At 66.7% G+C, this 17,279-nt stretch carries 14 protein-coding genes; 12 read left to right on the forward strand and 2 right to left on the reverse strand.

Translation table 11 applies throughout. The features are described 5' to 3' along the window. The first annotated feature begins 20 nt into the window (after positions 1–20). The 5 genes from E3O45_RS11435 to E3O45_RS11455 are packed head-to-tail and all read left to right on the forward strand — an operon-like array spanning position 21 to position 5,096. Complete coding sequence (locus tag E3O45_RS11435) at positions 21–989, forward strand: siderophore-interacting protein (protein WP_134443510.1); 969 nt, start codon at positions 21–23, stop codon at positions 987–989. Beyond that, on the forward strand, positions 986–2,044 hold the full coding sequence (locus E3O45_RS11440; RefSeq protein ID WP_241985334.1) for an iron ABC transporter permease: 1,059 nt from the start codon (positions 986–988) through the stop codon (positions 2,042–2,044). The genes E3O45_RS11435 and E3O45_RS11440 overlap by 4 nt, the downstream gene beginning before the upstream one ends. Next, on the forward strand, positions 2,044–3,120 hold the full coding sequence (locus tag E3O45_RS11445; protein ID WP_134443648.1) for an iron chelate uptake ABC transporter family permease subunit: 1,077 nt from the start codon (positions 2,044–2,046) through the stop codon (positions 3,118–3,120). Before E3O45_RS11440 ends, E3O45_RS11445 begins: the two co-directional genes overlap by 1 nt. Next, the gene (locus E3O45_RS11450) at positions 3,120–4,019 is read left to right on the forward strand and encodes an ABC transporter ATP-binding protein (protein WP_134443511.1); all 900 of its coding nucleotides are present in this window, start codon (positions 3,120–3,122) and stop codon (positions 4,017–4,019) included. The genes E3O45_RS11445 and E3O45_RS11450 overlap by 1 nt, the downstream gene beginning before the upstream one ends. A 36-nt stretch (positions 4,020–4,055) precedes the next feature. Then, positions 4,056–5,096, forward strand: a complete 1,041-nt coding sequence (locus E3O45_RS11455; protein ID WP_134443512.1) for an iron-siderophore ABC transporter substrate-binding protein — start codon at positions 4,056–4,058, stop codon at positions 5,094–5,096. A gap of 407 nt (positions 5,097–5,503) precedes the next feature. Here the strand turns inward: E3O45_RS11455 and E3O45_RS11460 are convergent, their stop codons facing one another. Beyond that, entirely contained in the window at positions 5,504–6,016 is a 513-nt protein-coding gene (locus tag E3O45_RS11460) for a GNAT family N-acetyltransferase (protein WP_241979066.1), read from the reverse strand. Positions 6,017–6,176: 160 nt separating this feature from the next. On the opposite strand from E3O45_RS11460, the gene E3O45_RS11465 reads away from it, so the two are divergent. Genes E3O45_RS11465 through E3O45_RS11475 form a run of 3 tightly spaced genes read left to right on the forward strand, consistent with a single transcriptional unit; the run spans position 6,177 to position 8,909 of the window. Continuing rightward, complete coding sequence (locus tag E3O45_RS11465) at positions 6,177–7,070, forward strand: ABC transporter substrate-binding protein (protein WP_104133304.1); 894 nt, start codon at positions 6,177–6,179, stop codon at positions 7,068–7,070. A gap of 19 nt (positions 7,071–7,089) precedes the next feature. Next, positions 7,090–8,133, forward strand: coding sequence for an amino acid ABC transporter permease (locus E3O45_RS11470; RefSeq protein ID WP_134443514.1), 1,044 nt, complete (start codon positions 7,090–7,092; stop codon positions 8,131–8,133). Positions 8,134–8,156: 23 nt separating this feature from the next. Further along, a complete protein-coding gene (locus E3O45_RS11475; RefSeq protein ID WP_166787452.1) occupies positions 8,157–8,909 on the forward strand; it encodes an amino acid ABC transporter ATP-binding protein in 753 nt (250 codons plus the stop codon). Between the two features lie 79 nt (positions 8,910–8,988). Here the strand turns inward: E3O45_RS11475 and hrpA are convergent, their stop codons facing one another. Next, positions 8,989–13,068, reverse strand: a complete 4,080-nt coding sequence (hrpA, locus tag E3O45_RS17785) for an ATP-dependent RNA helicase HrpA (protein ID WP_198418254.1) — start codon at positions 13,066–13,068, stop codon at positions 8,989–8,991. Between hrpA and E3O45_RS18225 the strand changes: the two genes are divergently transcribed. From E3O45_RS18225 to E3O45_RS11500, 4 genes are all read left to right on the forward strand, one after another. After that, entirely contained in the window at positions 13,067–13,192 is a 126-nt protein-coding gene (locus E3O45_RS18225) for a hypothetical protein (RefSeq protein WP_255452978.1), read from the forward strand. The genes hrpA and E3O45_RS18225 overlap by 2 nt on opposite strands. Before the next feature lie 9 nt (positions 13,193–13,201). Continuing rightward, positions 13,202–14,035: an aldo/keto reductase gene (locus E3O45_RS11490; RefSeq protein WP_134443516.1), complete on the forward strand. Its 834-nt coding sequence runs from the start codon at positions 13,202–13,204 to the stop codon at positions 14,033–14,035. A 439-nt stretch (positions 14,036–14,474) separates the two neighbouring features. After that, on the forward strand, positions 14,475–15,140 hold the full coding sequence (gene pnuC / locus E3O45_RS11495) for a nicotinamide riboside transporter PnuC (protein ID WP_092448898.1): 666 nt from the start codon (positions 14,475–14,477) through the stop codon (positions 15,138–15,140). Positions 15,141–15,182: 42 nt separating this feature from the next. Next, the gene (locus tag E3O45_RS11500; protein ID WP_134443517.1) at positions 15,183–17,267 is read left to right on the forward strand and encodes a thioredoxin domain-containing protein; all 2,085 of its coding nucleotides are present in this window, start codon (positions 15,183–15,185) and stop codon (positions 17,265–17,267) included. The last annotated feature ends 12 nt before the right edge of the window (positions 17,268–17,279 follow it).

Genomic DNA, 17,279 nt, shown 5'->3' on the forward strand with positions numbered 1-17,279 from the left:
AGGCATGCCATACTAAGGCAATGCTTACCTTACCGAACGAGAGTGCGACCGCGGTCCTGGATCGTCCGGCCTATCGACCCTATCGGGCCACGGTAGTGGGCATCCGTTCCCTGAGTAAGCATTTCACTCGGGTGACCTTCTTCGGTGAGCAGTTTGACACCTTCAGTACCGCCGGGCTCGACCAGAGGGTCAAGATCGTGTTGCCGCTACCCGGCCGTGGTCTGTCCGACATTGGTGCAAACGACGAGTCCACCATCGCCGACGGAAGTTGGTACGCCCGCTGGCGCGCGCTGCCGGACGCCGATCGCAACCCGTTTCGCACCTACACGGTTCGCGCCGTGCGCCCCGAACTGCGTGAAATCGACGTGGATTTCGTCACCCACAACGGTCACGGCCCGCTCGGCCCGGCCGCGCGCTGGCTGTACACCGCGTCGGTCGGCAGTGACGTGCTCATCATCGGGCCCGACGAGCGCAGCCCGGGCCGCGCCATCGGCCTCGACTGGCACCCGGCGCAGGCGACCGAATTGCTGCTGGCCGGCGACGAAACCGCAGCTCCAGCCATCTGCAGCATCCTCGAGAGTCTCCCGGCCGGTCGCCGCGCGCGCGTCTTCATCGAAGTGCCCACCGAAGCGGATGCCCTACCCCTCGACCTTCCCGCCGGTTGCGAAATCACCTGGCTGGCTCGCGACGCCGCCCCGCACGGTGAGCGACTCGACGCCGCGGTGCGCGGCTGGGTGGCGAACAATCGTTCGCTCGTCAAGACGGCGGTCGCCGCCACCCCGCAGCCCTGGGCGGACGTCGACGTGGACTGCGATCTGCTCTGGGAATCGCCCAACGATGAAGCCGGCACTGGTTTCTACGCCTGGCTCGCGGGTGAATCCTGCATGATCAAGCTGCTGCGCCGTTTTCTGGTGAGTGAAACCGGCATCGACCGAAAGCGCGTGGCCTTCATGGGCTACTGGCGGCTCGGCCGGTCCGAAGCTCAGTGACCCTGGTTCTGGCACGGCCGGAGCGAACCCGAACCCGAACCCGGTCGCGCCGCGTCGTCATCGGCTTCGCCCTCGCGCTCGCGTTGCTCGTTCTGACCATCGCCGCGTCGCTCGTCGTCGGCACCCGGGAGATTGCCCTCGGCGCCGTGCTCGACGCCCTGATCGACCCCGATCGAACCCTGACCGACACTGCGCTGACTGACCGCACCGTCATCCTGGACCTGCGCGTGCCGCGCACCGTCGTCGGACTGCTCGCCGGCCTGGCACTCGGCCTGGCGGGGGCCCTCATGCAGGGTGTCACCCGCAACCCGCTCGCCGACCCTGGTCTGCTCGGCGTCAACGCCGGCGCCTCCCTGTTCGTCGTCGCCGGCATCGGCTGGTTCGGCGTCACCACCGCGCTCGGCTACGTCTGGTTCGCCTTTATCGGCGCCGCGGTGGCCGCAACGATCGTCTATTTGATCGGCTCGCTCGGCCGTGAAGGCGCCACCCCGGTCAAGCTGGCCCTCGCCGGAACCGCGCTGACGGCGGCGTTCACCTCGCTCATTACCATCGTGCTGCTGGCCGACTCGGAGGCCTTCGACCGCTACCGGTTCTGGGCGGCTGGCTCCCTCGTCGCGCGTGGCCTCGACGCCGCCCTGCCGCTGGTCCCGTTCATTCTGGTCGGCGCGATTCTCGCCATCGTGGCCGCCCGTATGCTCAATGCCCTCGCCCTCGGAGACGATCTCGCCCGTGGTCTCGGCCAAAATCTGGTCGCCGCTCGCATCGTCTGCGCCGTCGCGATCGTGCTGCTGTGCGGCTCGGCGACCGCGATGGCCGGCCCGATTGTGTTCGTCGGACTCGCCGTGCCGCACGTGGCACGCTGGATCACCGGCCCGGACTACCGCCTCATCATCGCGTTCTCCGCGCTGTTCGGCCCCACCCTGCTCGTCGCGGCGGATGTGCTCGGCCGCATCATCGCCCAGCCCGGCGAAATCGAGGCCGGCCTCGTCGTCGCTTTCCTCGGCGCGCCGGTACTCATTGCGCTCGTGCGCCGAGTGAAACTGGCCGGCCTGTGATGGCCCTGACGCCAGCATCCGTTTTGGCAGCGTCCGTTAAAGCAGTGGATGCCGCACCGCTGGCCCACACGCGCGCGCAGCTCCGCAGACGCGAGCGCCGGATCGTGCTCGGGCTGCTCGGTACCCTCGTCATCGTCGGTGCCTTCAGCCTCGCGATCGGAGCGTATTCGCTCAGCGTGCCCGACCTGCTGCGCACGCTCACCGGGCAGGGAACGCAGAGCGAGAACTTCATCGTGCTGTCGTTGCGTCTGCCGCGGCTGACCCTCGCCGTGCTCGTCGGCGTGGCGTTCGCAATCTCGGGCGCACTGTTCCAGACCGTGTTGCGCAACCCGCTCGCGAGCCCTGACATTATCGGTGTGACCGGGGGAGCGAGCGCCGCGGCAGTGTTCGGCATGCTCATTCTCGGCTTCGGTGCCGTCGCCACCTCGCTCGCGGCGTTTGCCGGGGCCATTATCGTCGCCTGCGCTATCTATCTGCTGGCCTGGCGCGGCGGAGTCGTCGGCTACCGCTTTGTGCTGATCGGTGTCGGGGTCGCGTTCATGGTGCAAGGGCTGCTCGGCTATCTGCTCTCCCGCGCCGACCTGAATGACGCGCAGGGCGCCCTGCTCTGGCTGGTCGGCAGTGTGAGCGGTGCCCCCTGGCAGGATATTTCGGTCGTCGCCGTGGTGCTGCTCGTGCTGCTGCCCATCATTTGGCTGCTGAGTGGCCGCCTGCGCGCCCTGCAGCTTGGTGACGATCTTGCGACGAGCCTCGGCGTTGGCGCCGAACGCACCCGACTCGTGCTGCTCGTGATCGCGGTCGCCCTCGCCGCGACGGCGACAGCGGCGGTCGGCCCGCTCGCCTTTGTGGCGTTCGTCGCGGCGCCGATCGCCCGTCGCATCGTTGGCTCCGGGGGGCTCGCCCTGATTTCGGCCGCCTTGATCGGAGCGCTGATCACCACGGTCGCCGACTTCGCCGCCCAACACCTGCTGCCGGGGCAGCTCGAACTGCCGGCCGGAATCATCACGGGCGCGATCGGCGCCCCCTACCTGCTCTGGCTGCTCGCCACCAGCAATAAAACCGGAAAGGGCGCCTGATGACCCCACGACTGCGCGCCGAGGGCGTCAGCCTCGGCTACGACCAGACCCGCATCATCGACAACCTCGACCTCGAGGTGATTCCCGGCGCGATCACCGTCATCGTCGGGGCCAACGCCTCCGGCAAATCCACGCTACTCAAGGGCCTCGCCAGGCTGCTGAAACCGGATGCCGGCCAGGTCACCCTGAATGGTCGCAACATCGCCGCGCTCCCCGGCAAGAAGGTCGCGACCGTCGTGGGCCTGCTGCCCCAGCAGCCAGTCGCCCCGGACGGCATCACCGTGGCCGACCTCGTCGGGCGTGGACGCTACCCGCACCAGGGCTGGTTTCGGCAGTGGTCAAGCACCGACGGAGAGACCGTCGCCGCGGCCATGGCCGCCACCAACACCGACCAGCTCGCCTCCCGCCGCCTCAAGGACCTCTCCGGCGGCCAGCGCCAACGCGTCTGGATTGCCATGGCGCTTGCGCAGGATCCCGAGATTCTGCTGCTCGACGAACCGACCACCTTTCTCGATGTCACCCACCAGATTGAGGTGCTCGACCTACTGCTCGAACGCAATCGCGAGCGCGGCACGACCGTTGTGATGGTGCTGCACGACCTCAACCTGGCCGCCCGTTATGCCGATCACCTCGTCGTTATGCGGGCGGGACGCATCGTCGCCAATGGCGCGCCGGCCGAGACGCTCACGGCCGAGATCGTGCGCGAGGCCTTCGACCTCGAGGCGCTCATCAGACCCGACCCGGTCTGCGGCTCGCCCATGGTCGTACCGATCGGTCGGTTCCACGGCCGGGCGCCGGCTTCGGGGCCGGACAGCGCTGTCCCCAGCGCTGCGCCTGCTGCCCCTCCGGCAGCGGTCCCAGAGGCTGCGCCCGAATCCCGACAAATCGAACGCGTATAAAGTCAGGGTAGGCTACCCTTATCACGTAGGGCGAGAATGTCGCCCGCGTCCGACGAACTGGAGATTTTCGTGTCCCGACGCCTCACCGTCACACTGGCTGCCGCCGCCAGCATTCTCGCTCTGACCCTGAGCGGTTGCACGGCCGCCGCGGATGACGCGACCGACCCTGCCGCGGACACCGCGGCATCCGGCAGCTTTCCCGTCACCATCGAGCACGCGTTCGGCGAAACCACGATCTCTGAGCAGCCGACCCGCGTCGTGACCTGGGGCTGGGGCAGCGCCGACGACGCGATCGCGCTCGGCGTGACTCCGGTGGCGATGCCGTTCCAAAGCTACGCCGGCGATGAAAACGGCGTGCTGCCGTGGATCAACGAGGCGCTCGAAGGCGAAGAGATGCCCGTCATTCTGCCCGACACCCAGGAGCCGCCCTACGAAGACATCGCCGCGGCCGCGCCGGACGTGATTCTCGCCGCGTACTCCGGCATCACCGAGCAGGAATACGACCTGCTCAGCGAGATCGCCCCGGTCGTCGCCTACCCGGGCGACGCCTGGGCCACCCCGTGGCGCGAACTGATCGAAATCACCGGAACCGCGCTCGGCAAGACCGATGAGGCCGACAAATTGCTCGCATCGATCGACACCGAAATCGCCGATCAGGCCGCCGCGCACCCCGAATTCGCCGGCAAGACCATCGCCCTCACCAGCGACAGCGCCGGAACTTTCTACATCTATAAGAAGGAAGACCCGCGCGTCGACTTCACCCTTGACCTCGGCTTCGTCAGCGCTCCCGCCGTCGACGACCTCGCGACCGACGAGGCGAGCTTCTACTACACGCTCAGCTACGAGCAGCTCGACCAGCTCGACAGTGACCTGCTGGTCAACTTCGGCTCCACCCAGGAAGAGTCCGACGCGTTCCTGAACGCGAGCTACGCCCAGGCCATGCCGCAGGTGCAGGCCGGCACGGTCGCAAGCCCGGTCGGCGCGGCCTTCATCTCGTCCGTTTCTCCGCCCACCGGACTCTCGCTGAGCTGGGGACTCGACGACTACGTCGCCCTGCTCTCCGCCGCGGTTCAGTAACTTTTCTCAGAACGGATGCAGCGTAAGCCAGCAGGCGCCGCGGCATCCGTTTTCGGCGTGCCGGTAATGGTCGCACCCCTGGGGTCAGTGTGGGCCGGGAGATTTACCATGGAGAGATGAGCAGTACCGGTCACCTCGCGGCACCGATGCCGTCGGCGGAAGAACCGCTGCGCGAAGGCGTGCTCGCGAGCGTCGCGGACCTTGTGGGTAATACCCCGTTGGTTGAGCTGCGGGTTCCCGCCGCCGGGCTGCCGGCCCCGGCTGGCCGGTCAACCACCGGGCTGGTGCCCGCTCTGCACACTCTTGGCGCACAACCTGCCTTTCACCGAGGTCGTCGACCAGACCGTGCAGCTGCTCGAAGCCGCCGAATCGGCTGCCTCGTACACATATTCCGTATTCAGCATGTTCTAGCTGAACTGCTCGTCGACCACGGCGAGCTGCTTGCGAAACTCCAAATACCCGATCGATTCCCAATCGTCGTCAAGGTCGAACTGCGGCTCATACCCGAGCGACAGGTACAGCGCCACCGCCTCGGGTTGTCGTGCTCCCGTGGTCAGCACAATAGAACGGATGCCCCGCCGCCCCGCCTCGGCCTCCAGCTCGGCCATCACCTGGCGGGCCAGGCCACGGCGGCGATGCGCGGAGTGCGTCCAGACTCTCTTCACCTCGACGGAATCATTCTCGCCCCGCATGAACGCGCCGCCGGCAACCGCTTTTCCGTTCTCGACGAGCAGCAAAAAGGTGCCGCCATCGATCGGCTGAAAGCGCCGGGCCGGATACCGGCTGAGCTCGACCGACGATGGAATCCCGTTGTTCAGGCCGTAGCGCTCGTCATACTCCCGCGAGAGTTCGGCCACCAGCGCTGCCGCGAGCGGGTCGGTCGGTGAGGTGTACAGGATGTTCGGTCTCAGGTTGGGCACCTTTTGACGATAGATCCGCAGCATCCGCTGGTCAAAACCGCTTGAATTCCAGGGGCTCGAAAACAGTCGGCTGCGGTTGCACTAGGATCGTTAGGTCTTACTCGCGTGTGGATTCACCGTAGAATCCGCGCATTTTCGACCAAATCAAGAAGGAAGTGCCATGCGCGCACGCTATATCGTTCCGGCTTTCGCCGCCACCGCCGTTCTGCTACTGACCGGCTGTGTCGACAACACCACCACGACCGCCACGACGCCCTCAGACTCCGGAACCACGATCGAAGCGGATGCCGCAGCCGTCGCGTTGCTCCCCGAAGACATCAAGAGCGCGGGCGTGCTCATTATCGGAACCGACGCGGCGTACCCGCCGAACGAGTACAAGGACGAGTCCGGCGCACCGATCGGCTGGGGCATTGAACTCGCCAACGGCATCGCGGCCAAGCTCGGCCTGGACACCGAGTACGAGATCGCGTCCTTTGACACCATCATTCCCAAAATCACCGGCGGCACCGTCGACATCGGCGAATCCTCGTTCACCGACAACCTCGAACGCGAGAAGCAGGTCGACTTCGTCAACTACTTCAACGCCGGCATCCTCTGGGCCGCGCCCGTCGGCAGTACCGTCGACCCCGACAACGCCTGCGGCCTGGCCGTCGCTGTACAGGCCAACACGGTTGAGCACACCGACGAACTTCCCGCCAAGAACGCGGCCTGTGCCGCCGCCGGGCTGGAGGCAATCGAGGTTTTGCCCTACCCATCGCAGGACGAAGCGACCAACGCGGTCGTGCTCGGCAAGGCTGATGCCCTCAGCGCCGACTCGCCGGTCGCCCTGTATGCCATCTCCAAGGCCGAGGGCAAGCTGGAGCCCGCCGGCGAAAGCTTCGATGTGGCGCCGTACGGCATCACCGTCGACAAGGGTTCGGAACTGACCAAAGCCGTGCAGGCTGCCCTGCAGTCCATGGTTGACGACGGTTCCTACGGCAAGATCCTCTCCGAGTGGGGAGTCACCGACGGTGGCATCGACACCATCACCATCAACGCCGCATCCAACGGCTAGAGAATAAGCGACCCGCATCATGACGAACACGGCCGCGCCCGGCGGCAAGACGGAGCCCGGAATCAAGGCGATTCGCTTGCGCCACCCGTGGCGCAACACCTTCGCGGTCGTGTTACTGCTGCTCGTTGCGCTCTTCATCGCCGATGCGGCGATGCGGCCAGCCTATGACTGGCCAGCCGTCGGCAAGTATCTGTTCGACCAGCGCATCTCGCAGGCGGCGTTCGTCACCCTGCAGCTCACGGTCTACTCGATGGTCATCGCGATCATTCTCGGCGTGACCCTGGCGATCATGCGGCTGTCGCCCAACCCGGTGGTCAATAGCATGGCCTGGGTGTACCTCTGGATCTTCCGGGGCACCCCGGTCTACGTTCAGCTCGCCTTCTGGGGCCTGATCGGCACGATCTACCAGTCGATCGACATCGGGCTGCCGTTCACGGAACCGTTAGTATCGTTCCCGACCCGGGTCGCGCTGAGCGCCTTCATCCTCGCAGTCATCGGACTGGCCCTCAACGAAGCCGCCTACATGGCTGAAATCGTGCGCGCCGGCCTGCTCTCGGTGGACAGTGGGCAGGAAGAGGCGGCCAAGGCCCTCGGTATGAGCTGGTTCCAGACCATGGTGCGCGTGGTCGTTCCGCAGTCGATGCGGGTGATCATTCCACCGGCCGGCAACGAGGTCATCTCGATGCTGAAAACGACCTCGCTCGTGGTCGCCATCCCCTTCACGCTCGAGCTCTACACGCGCTCGCGCGACATTGCCGCCATCACCTTCGAGACGGTGCCGATGCTCATCGTCGCGTCGATCTGGTACCTGTTCTTCACCTCGATTCTCATGGTTGGTCAGTACTTTCTCGAGAAGCGGTTCGCCCGCGGCATCGGTGACCGTCGTCCGAACAAGAAAGCGGATGACGCCACCTCGTCGATCACGGGCGTCACGACCGGCGTCACCCATGTCGTCGGCAGCGGCCAACCGACCGTGGTCCTGCCGCCGCAGCTGCCGCGCGAAACGCCGCCGACCGACTCGCCGACCGATTCGCCGATCGACTCGCCGAAGGGGGACCGCTGATGCCCGCTGTTATTGAGACGCCCATGGTGGTCGCCGACCGTGTCTCCAAGAGCTTCGGCTCCAATGAGGTGCTTAAGAGCATCTCGCTTGAGGTCAAGCGCGGCGAGGTCATGTGCCTGGTCGGGCCGAGCGGATCCGGCAAGTCCACGTTCCTGCGCTGCATCAACCACCTCGAAGTGGTCTCGGCAGGGCGCCTCAGCGTCGACGGTGAGCTCATCGGCTACCGCGAGGCCAACCACAAGCTCTACGAGATGCGCCCCAAGGAGGCCGCTCGGCAGCGCCGGGATATCGGCATGGTGTTCCAGCGCTTCAACCTGTTTCCGCACATGACCGCGCTGCAAAACGTGATGGAAGCGCCGATCCGGGTCAAGGGCCTGTCCAGGGCCGGGGTCGAGGCCAACGCCCGCGCCCTGCTGGCCCGGGTCGGGCTTGCCGAACGGGCCGACTATTACCCCGCGCACCTCTCCGGCGGCCAGCAGCAGCGGGTCGCGATCGCCCGTGCCCTCGCGATGGAGCCCAAGCTCATGCTGTTCGACGAGCCGACCAGCGCGCTCGACCCCGAGCTCGTCGGTGAGGTGCTCGACGTCATGCAGGGCCTGGCCCGCGATGGCATGACCATGATCGTGGTCACCCACGAGATGGGCTTCGCCCGCGAGGTCGCCGACTCGCTCGTCTTCATGGACGGCGGAGTCGTCGTCGAGAGCGGTATCCCCACCGAGGTGCTCGCCAACCCCCAGCACCACCGCACCCAGGCCTTCCTCTCCAAGGTCCTCTAGCCCCCGCTCTCTACTTTCCGGGCCCGGGCCCGGTTCCGTAAGGTGGGCCCGGGCAGCAGAATACGGCCGTAGCGGCAAACTACCCGGCGAGCACCTTCTGAATCCGCTGCAGCGACACGGATTCGGCGGCCTTGAGTTCCTGCGCGAACAGGCTGATGCGCAGCTCCTCGATCATCCAGCGGGCGCGCAGGACCGGCGCCGCGGCATCCGCTTTGAGCGGCATCGTGCCGCCGGCGTTCTCGAACCGCGTGGTCGCGGCCTGGGTCTCGTTCATCCAGACCCGGTCGCGACTGGGGTTGTCGACCAGTTTCGGCACCCGGGCGCTGATTCCGCTGAGGTAGCGCGGCAGGTGCCGCAGCTGGGCCAGGCCGGTCTCGCTGACGAATCCTGGGTAGACCAGCGCCGTCAGCTGTTGGCGGGCATCGCTGATTCCGGGCAGCAAGGCCATGCTGGTCGCGGCCTTGAGCGCCTTGTCGGCCAGCCGATGAGCGGTCAAAATGCGGGCAACCAGGCCGACCGTTTCGAACATGGAGTCCATCACGACTCCCGACACCCGGTCGCGAATGGTGTCGAACTCGGCCTTCATGAACACCTGCCCGTCGGGCCGCACCCGAAACAGCACGTCGTCGACCGCGGCCGCGAGACAATCCTCGAACAGGGCCTGCGTGCTCTTATACGGGCTGGTCGCGAGCGAAAGTTTCTCGGCGGCGGTCAGATGTTGCTGCACATACGCGGCCGGCGACGGCGTCGCCAGCAGCAGCAGCCGGCGTACCCCGCGGGGCAGCGCGCGCGCCTGCTCCAGCTCGGTGCTCATCATGCGAATAGAAACGGATGCCCCATCATCGACCAGCGTCGGATACCCGCGAATCGTGGTGTCACCCTGCTTCGTGTCGAGAAAGCGCGGGAGCTCGCCGAGGTCCCAGGTGGTGATGCCGCCGCGCTCGATCGCGTTGCTGGGAGCCGCGGCGCTCGTCGCCTTCGCGACGCTCAACCGAACGCGGGTGCCGAGCCGCCGTTGCAGGTCGGCGAGGTCCTTGTCGGCGGCGACCGTGCGCCCACGTTCGTCGGTGACGACGAAGGTCATGCGCAGGTGCGACGGAACCCGGCCCAGCTCGAAGTCGCGCGCGGAAACCGGCACATAGGTGAGCTTCTGAATCAGCGCGGCGAGCGTCTCGGCGAACGAGCCTTGCGGCACCGGCACCGGCGTCGGCAGCGCCTCCACGATTCCGGGCTCGCTCGGGAGCTCGCCGAGCAGCCGAGCTGCCCAGTCGGCGGCGGGTACGACATTGCGCCGGATGCTTTTCGGCAGCGACTTGATCATGGCGGTCACGAGCTCGGCGCGGAGGCCGGGCACCTGCCAGTCGAAACCGTTCGGCGAGAGGCGGGCGAGCAGCGCGAGCGGAATGCGCACGGTCACGCCGTCGTCTTCTTCGCCGGGTTCGAAACGGTAGCCGAGGGTCAGGCGCTGGTCGCCCTGCTGCCAGCTTGGCGGAAAGAGTCCCTCGTCGATCTCGGGGGAGTCCTCGGCGACGAGTGCGTCGGCGGTCATGGTCAGGAGGTCGGGGGTGTCGAACCGGGCAGTGCGCCACCAGCCCTCGAAGCTCTTGGTCGACGACACGTCGGCCGGAATGCGACGCTGATAGAAGTCGAACACCGCTTCATCATCAAAGAGGATGTCCCGGCGCCGGGTGCGCTCCTCCAGCTCGGCCAGTTCCTCCCGCAGCCGCGCATTGGCCCGTTCGAACGCCCACATGCCGGGGTCGCCCGTCTGGCCGGGCCGTCCGCCGCGGCTGGCGCTCGAGCCAACGGCGGGTGCGCGGCCAGCGCCGCGCCCACCGCTGGCGTCGCCGCCGTCGGTTGAGATGCTGACGCGTTCGTTGCGGGATGGTCCGCGGGAGCCGCGATCCGCTTCCTTCTCGGCCGAAGCAGACTGCGGTCCAGACGCGCGGTCCCACTCGCCCTCGACCAGCGCGTGCCGAATGAACAGCTCGCGGGCATACGCCGGGTCGATCCGGGAGAACTGCACCCGGCGGCGGGCCACGATCGGTACGCCGTACAGGGTGACCCGTTCGTAGACGACGGCGGCGCCCTGCTTCATCTCCCAGTGCGGTTCGGAGTAGCTGCGCTTGCACAGGTTGCCGGCGAGCGGTTCGGCCCAGGCCGGGTCGACGACCGCGTTCATGCGGGCGAACAACCGGCTGGTTTCGACCAGTTCGGCGCTCATCACCGCGTTCGGCTGCTTCTTGGCCAGGGTGGAGCCGGGAAACAGCACGAAGCGCTGCTGTCTGGCGCCGACATAGTCCTTCTTGGCGACGTCCTTCAGCCCGATGTGCGAGAGCAGCCCGGCCAGCAGCGACCGGTGCACGCCGTCGGGGTTGGCGCTCGGTTCACCGAGGTGCAGGCCGAGCGGCTTGGCGAGCTGGCGCAACTGGCGCAAGACGTCTTGCCATTCGCGCACCCGCAGGTAGTTCAGGTACTCGTTCTTGCACAGTCGACGGAAGGCGCTCGAGCCGAGTTCGGACTGTTGCTTCTCGAGGTAGTTCCAAAGGTTGAGCAGGCTGAGAAAGTCGCTCGTCGGGTCGGCGAACCGAGCGTGAAACTGGTCGGCTTGCGCGCGCCGTTCGAGCGGGCGCTCCCGCGGATCCTGAATGGTCAGCCCGGCGACGATCGCCATGACTTCCCTACTGGTGCCCTGCGTTTTCGACTCGATCACCATGCGGCCAAAGCGCGGATCGATCGGCAGCTGCGCGAGCTGCTGGCCGATGCGGGTCAGGCGCGGGGTGGCCGGGCCGGCGGCGGGGGCGGCATCCGTTTCAACCGGGCGGCGACCGCTCTTGGTGCGGCCGGTACCCTCCGCCTCGATGGCGCCGAGTTCGGCGAGGAGGTCGAGGCCGTCCTTGATATTGCGGCTGTCCGGCGGGGTCAGAAACGGGAACGACGCAATGTCGCCGAGGCCGAGCGAAATCATCTGCAGAATGACCGCGGCGAGGTTAGTGCGCAGAATCTCCGGCTCGGTATATTCCGGGCGGCGCATATAGTCTTCTTCGGAATATAACCGAATCGCAATACCGTCGCTGGTGCGGCCGCTGCGGCCGCTGCGCTGATTGCCAGAGGCCTGCGAGATCGCTTCGATCGGCAACCGCTGCACCTTGGACCGCACGCTGTAGCGGCTGATCCGCGCCGTTCCGGCGTCGATGACATAACGGATGCCCGGCACCGTCAGACTGGTCTCAGCCACGTTGGTCGCAAGCACGATGCGTCGTTTGACCCCGGCCACGGTCGACGGCTGGAACACCCGGTGCTGGTCCGCCGACGACAACCGGCCGTACAGCGGCAGCACCTCGGTGGGATTGCGGCTGGCCGAGGAGGCGTACTTGCCCTGCAGCGCGTCGGCGGCGTCGCGAATCTCGGTCTCGCCGGAAAGGAAGACCAGCACGTCACCATTCGACTCCCGCTCGAGCTCGTCGAGAGCGGTGGTGATGCCCTCGATGTAGTCGCGGTCAACCGGGGGAGCGGCATCCGTCGTGTCATCATCGTCGTCTATTCCGGGCTCCGCCACGAGCGGGCGATAGCGAATCTCCACCGGGAAGGTGCGCCCTGACACCTCGACGACAGGCGCCGGGGTACCGTCGGCGGCCGCGAAATGCTTCGCGAAACTGGCCGGGTCGATCGTCGCCGAGGTGATGATGAGCTTGAGATCGGGGCGCTTGGGCAGCAACTGCCGCAAATACCCGAGCAGAAAGTCAATATTGAGGCTGCGCTCATGCGCCTCGTCGATGATGATCGTGTCGTACTTGCGCAGCATGCGGTCGCGGTGAATTTCATTCAAGAGGATGCCGTCGGTCATCAACTTAATGCGGGTATCCGCGCCGACCTTGTCGGTGAACCGCACCTGGTAGCCGACGAGCTGCCCGACCTCCTGGCCGAGCTCCTCGGCAATGCGCTCGGCAATGGTGCGCGCGGCGAGCCGGCGCGGTTGGGTGTGGCCGATGTTCTTACGGCCGAGCTCGAGGCAGATCTTGGGCAGCTGGGTGGTCTTGCCCGACCCGGTCGATCCGGCGACGATCACGACCTGGTGGTCACGAATGGCGCGGGCAATGTCCTCCCGACGCTGGCTGACCGGCAGTTCGGGCGGGAAGGTGATATTGAGCGTTTCCATGAAGTCTCAATATTACTTCGCCCCCACCCGCGACGTGAAAGCGCTCGTGCTGGCCAGCGTGGGCGCTTTCGCGGTCAGTGAACATTGGGGGTTGGGAGAGAGCGTCGAGGACCCCGGCTTATAGGCTGGGGCGATGACGAAATCAGTTCCCACCATCACCCTCAACGACGGCCACACGATTCCTCAGCTCGGTTTCGGCGTGTTCAAGGTCGAGCCCGACGAAACCACCCGCATTGTGGCCGACGCGCTGTCGGTCGGGTACCGCCACATCGACACCGCTGCCATCTACGGTAACGAGGAGGGTGTGGGCAAGGCACTCGCCGCTTCGGCCATCGACCGTTCCGAGCTGTTCATCACAACCAAATTGTGGAACGACCGTCAGGGCACCCAATCAGCCTTTGACGCTTTCGAGGAGAGCCTCGAGAAGCTCGGCCTCGACTACGTCGACCTCTACCTGATCCACTGGCCGGCTCCGGCCAACGACAAGTTTGTCGAGAGCTGGCGCGCCCTCGAAAAGATTCAGGAGTCGGGCCGTGCCCGTTCCATCGGCGTGTCCAACTTTCTGGTGCCGCACCTCGACCGGCTGCTGCACGAGACCAGCATCGTGCCCGCCGTCAACCAGATCGAGCTGCACCCGGCACACCAGCAGCCGGAGGTCATCGCTTTCGCTCGCGAAAACGGCATCAACATTGAAGCCTGGGGCCCGCTCGGCCAAGGCAAGTACCCCCTGTTCGACGAGCAGGTGATAGCGGATGCTGCCGACGCGCACGGCAAGTCGCCAGCGCAGGTCGTCATTCGCTGGCACCTGCAGATCGGCAACATTCTGTTCCCCAAGTCGAACCGCCTCGCGCGCATGACGGAGAACTTCGACGTGTTCGACTTCGAACTGACCCACACCGAGGTGACCATGATCTCCGCGCTCGAGCGCGCCGGCCGAGTCTCGGCTCACCCCAACGAGGTGAACTAGCCCGGTCGCGGGAGCGCGGCTGGTTGGCCCGCGACTCGGCTCACCTTAACGAGGTGAACTAGCCAGGTCGCGGGAGCGCGGCGGGTTGGCCCGCGACTCGGCTCACCTTAACGAGGTGAACTAGCCCGGTCGCGGGAGCGCGGCGGGTTGGCCCGCGACTCGGCTCACCTTAACGAGGTGAACTAGCCAGGTCGCGGGAGCGCGGCGGGTTGGCCCGCGACTCGGCTCACCTTAACGAGGTGAACTAGCCAGGTCGCGGGAGCGCGGCGGGTTGGCCCGCGACTCGGCTCACCCCAACGCGGTGAACTAGCCCGCAGCATCCGCTTATGCGTGGCCCCGGCGACCGACGGTCCGTGGGGCCACGGCTGTGCAACGGCGTACATTGGGGTGTGCTGCGCTCCCTTGAGCGCGGTTGCGCGCCGCCCCGCAGAAAGAACCCATGAATCCCATTGAATGGCTATTCGACGCGCAGCTGCAGCTTGGCACCCAGACCATTCTCTGGCGCGAGGTCATCGGCAACGCCTTCGGAATTGCGAGCGCCGTCGGGGGCATGCGCCGCAAGATCTGGGCCTGGCCGGTCGGGATCGTCGGCAACGTGCTGTTGTTCACAGTGTTCCTCGGCGCCGTGTTCGGGACGCCTAACCCGGTCAACCTGCTTGGGCAGGCCGGCCGTCAGATCATGTTCATCGTCGTGTCGATCTTCGGCTGGGTGCAGTGGCAGCGCAGCCGCAATTCCGCCGTGCACGTTGCCGTCGCGCCGCACTGGGCTGGCAACCGCACCCGCATTCTGCTCGCCGCTGGGCTGATCGCCGGCACCCTCGTGCTCACCCCGATTTTTCGTGCGCTCGGCTCGTTCGAACCGGTCTGGGCGGATGCCTGGATCTTCACCGGTTCGCTGCTCGCGACCTACGGTATGGCCAAGGGGTGGACCGAGTTCTGGCTGATCTGGGTGGCCGTCGACGTAGTCGGGGTGCCGCTGCTGATCAGCGCCGGCTACTACGCCTCCGCCGTGCTGTATCTGTTCTACGGGGCGTTCACCATCATCGGGTTCATCGTCTGGGTGCGGGTACAACGCCGCCGGAGTGCACTACTCGGCGTCGTTTAGGCCCGTATCGCTCGAATTGGCCAAGCGGGAGCAGAATGGAACATGCCCAATCACCTCGCCGACGCCATCAGTCCCTACCTCCGCAGTCACGCTGACAACCCGGTGGAGTGGTTCGGCTGGGGCGAGCAGGCCTTCGCCGAAGCGCGCGAGCGGGACGTGCCGGTGCTCGTCTCGATCGGCTATTCCACCTGCCATTGGTGTCATGTCATGGCCAGGGAGAGCTTCAGCGACCCGGCCATCGCGGAGTACCTCAACGCCCACTTCGTGAGCATCAAGGTCGACCGTGAGGAGCACCCCGACGTCGACGCGAGCTACCTGGCCGCGGCAAGCGCGTTTATCGACGGGCTCGGCTGGCCGCTCAACGTGTTCGTCACGCCCGACGGCCGGGCCTTTCATGCCGGAACCTACTTTCCGCCGGTCGGGCAGCCGGGGCATCCGTCATTTCGCGACGTACTGACCGCGGTGACGGATGCTTGGGTCACGCGCCGCGCGGACCTGACGGCGGGCGCGGCTCGGGTCGCAGAGATGCTCGCCGAGTCGGCGCGTGACCTGGCCGCGGGGGTCGGCTCCGCGTCCGGCAGTGGGCCCGGTGCTGGACCCGATGCCGACCGGCTCGACCAGGCGGTGGCCGAACTGGTCGCCTACGAGGACGCCTCGTTCGGCGGCTTCGGCGGCGCGCCGAAGTTTCCGGTGGCGCCGGCACTCTCCTTTCTGCTCGGGCACGGTGGGATCGACGGCCCAGGCCCCGAGCTCGCCGTGCGTACGCTCAAACTCATGGGAGCGTCACCCCTGCGGGACCCGATCGAGGGCGGCTTCTTTCGGTACGCCGTCAATCGCGATTGGAGCGATCCGCACTACGAACGCATGCTCTACGACAACGCCCAACTGCTCGGCCTCTACACCAGCGCCTGGATGCTCACCGAAGCGCCGTGGGCACGCCACGTCGCCGAGGGAATCGCACGCTTTCTGTGCGACGTGATGCAGCTGCCGAGCGGCGGTTTCGCGAGTGCCCAGGATTCGGAGAGCACAGTCGACGGCCAGCGGGTCGAGGGCGGCTACTACGCCCTCGAAGCCAGCGACCGCCTCCGGCAGACCCCGCCAGCCCGCGACGAGAAGGTACTCACCGGCTGGAACGGCCTCGCCATCCAAGCACTGGCCCGAGCCGGCTTCGCCTTCGACCAGCCCGACCTGATCGCCGCCGCCCGCCGCGCGGCCGACTATCTGCGCGTGCACCACGAGCGCGCTGATGGCACGCTGGTACGGGCCTCCGTCAGCGGATCTGCCTCCGGCGAACGTTCCTCGGATGCGAAGGCCACGCTGGAGGACTACGGCATGTACTCACGGGGACTCCTTGAACTTGCTCTCGTCACCGGTGACGTCACATACGCCACCCAGGCTCGTCACCTGCTCGACAGAACGCTATCGGACACCACCGACGCTGCTGATCGGGCCGGTGCAGTGACCGACCCCGGTGTCAGCACGACGGCATCGAGCCCCGCTTTTCGCCCGCCGCACGGTTCGGATACCGTACTCACCGCGCAGGGCCTGGTCAGCGCCATTGACCCGTCGGAGGGCGCCTACCCCTCCGGACTATCCGCCACGGTCGACGCGGCCGTACTACTCCACCAGCTCACCGGCGACGACCGCTACCGCCGAGCCGCGGCGGCCGGACTCAGCCTGGTCGCCACCCTCGCTCCGCAGCGTCCGCTCGCCTTCGGCGCCGCGCTGCGCCTCTTCGACGCGCTCAACGCCCCGATCCAGCAGCTCGTCATCGTCTCGCCAGACGAGCCAGACGGAGTCCGCGCCGACCCCACCAACCCTGACCCCACCGCCCACGGCGCCATCGGCTTCAACCCCACCCTGATCGACCTCGCCCGGCGCCATCCGGCTGACGTAGTCGTCGCCGTGACCGAATCGCAGGCCTGCGCCTTCGCCGACGCCGGATTCGACCTCTTTGCCGCTCGAACAGCGCAGACCGGCCAGTCCACCGCGTACCTCTGCCGCGACTTCGTCTGCCAACTGCCGGTCACCGACCCGGCTCAACTGCCGCCGATCGACGCCACAGCCGCGCTTCTGGCCAAAATTGCCGCTGAACAGCAACAATTGGGCGGGCCGCACAAGCACTAACATCGGGATACC

The organism is Cryobacterium sp. TMS1-20-1 (genome assembly GCF_004402355.1).
Taxonomy (GTDB): Bacteria; Actinomycetota; Actinomycetes; order Actinomycetales; family Microbacteriaceae; genus Cryobacterium; species Cryobacterium levicorallinum.

Excerpts from the sequence above, each read along its gene's own strand:
- E3O45_RS11435 (WP_134443510.1), top strand. The coding sequence starts at position 21 with ATGCTTACCTTACCGAACGAGAGTGCGACCGCGGTCCTGGATCGTCCG.
- E3O45_RS11445 (WP_134443648.1), top strand. The coding sequence starts at position 2,044 with ATGGCCCTGACGCCAGCATCCGTTTTGGCAGCGTCCGTTAAAGCAGTG.
- E3O45_RS11450 (WP_134443511.1), top strand. The coding sequence starts at position 3,120 with ATGACCCCACGACTGCGCGCCGAGGGCGTCAGCCTCGGCTACGACCAG.
- E3O45_RS11455 (WP_134443512.1), top strand. The coding sequence starts at position 4,056 with ATGTCGCCCGCGTCCGACGAACTGGAGATTTTCGTGTCCCGACGCCTC.
- E3O45_RS11465 (WP_104133304.1), top strand. The coding sequence starts at position 6,177 with ATGCGCGCACGCTATATCGTTCCGGCTTTCGCCGCCACCGCCGTTCTG.
- E3O45_RS11470 (WP_134443514.1), top strand. The coding sequence starts at position 7,090 with ATGACGAACACGGCCGCGCCCGGCGGCAAGACGGAGCCCGGAATCAAG.
- E3O45_RS11475 (WP_166787452.1), top strand. The coding sequence starts at position 8,157 with ATGGTGGTCGCCGACCGTGTCTCCAAGAGCTTCGGCTCCAATGAGGTG.
- E3O45_RS18225 (WP_255452978.1), top strand. The coding sequence starts at position 13,067 with ATGAAGTCTCAATATTACTTCGCCCCCACCCGCGACGTGAAAGCGCTC.
- hrpA (WP_198418254.1), bottom strand. The coding sequence starts at position 13,068 with ATGGAAACGCTCAATATCACCTTCCCGCCCGAACTGCCGGTCAGCCAG.
- E3O45_RS11490 (WP_134443516.1), top strand. The coding sequence starts at position 13,202 with ATGACGAAATCAGTTCCCACCATCACCCTCAACGACGGCCACACGATT.
- pnuC (WP_092448898.1), top strand. The coding sequence starts at position 14,475 with ATGAATCCCATTGAATGGCTATTCGACGCGCAGCTGCAGCTTGGCACC.
- E3O45_RS11500 (WP_134443517.1), top strand. The coding sequence starts at position 15,183 with ATGCCCAATCACCTCGCCGACGCCATCAGTCCCTACCTCCGCAGTCAC.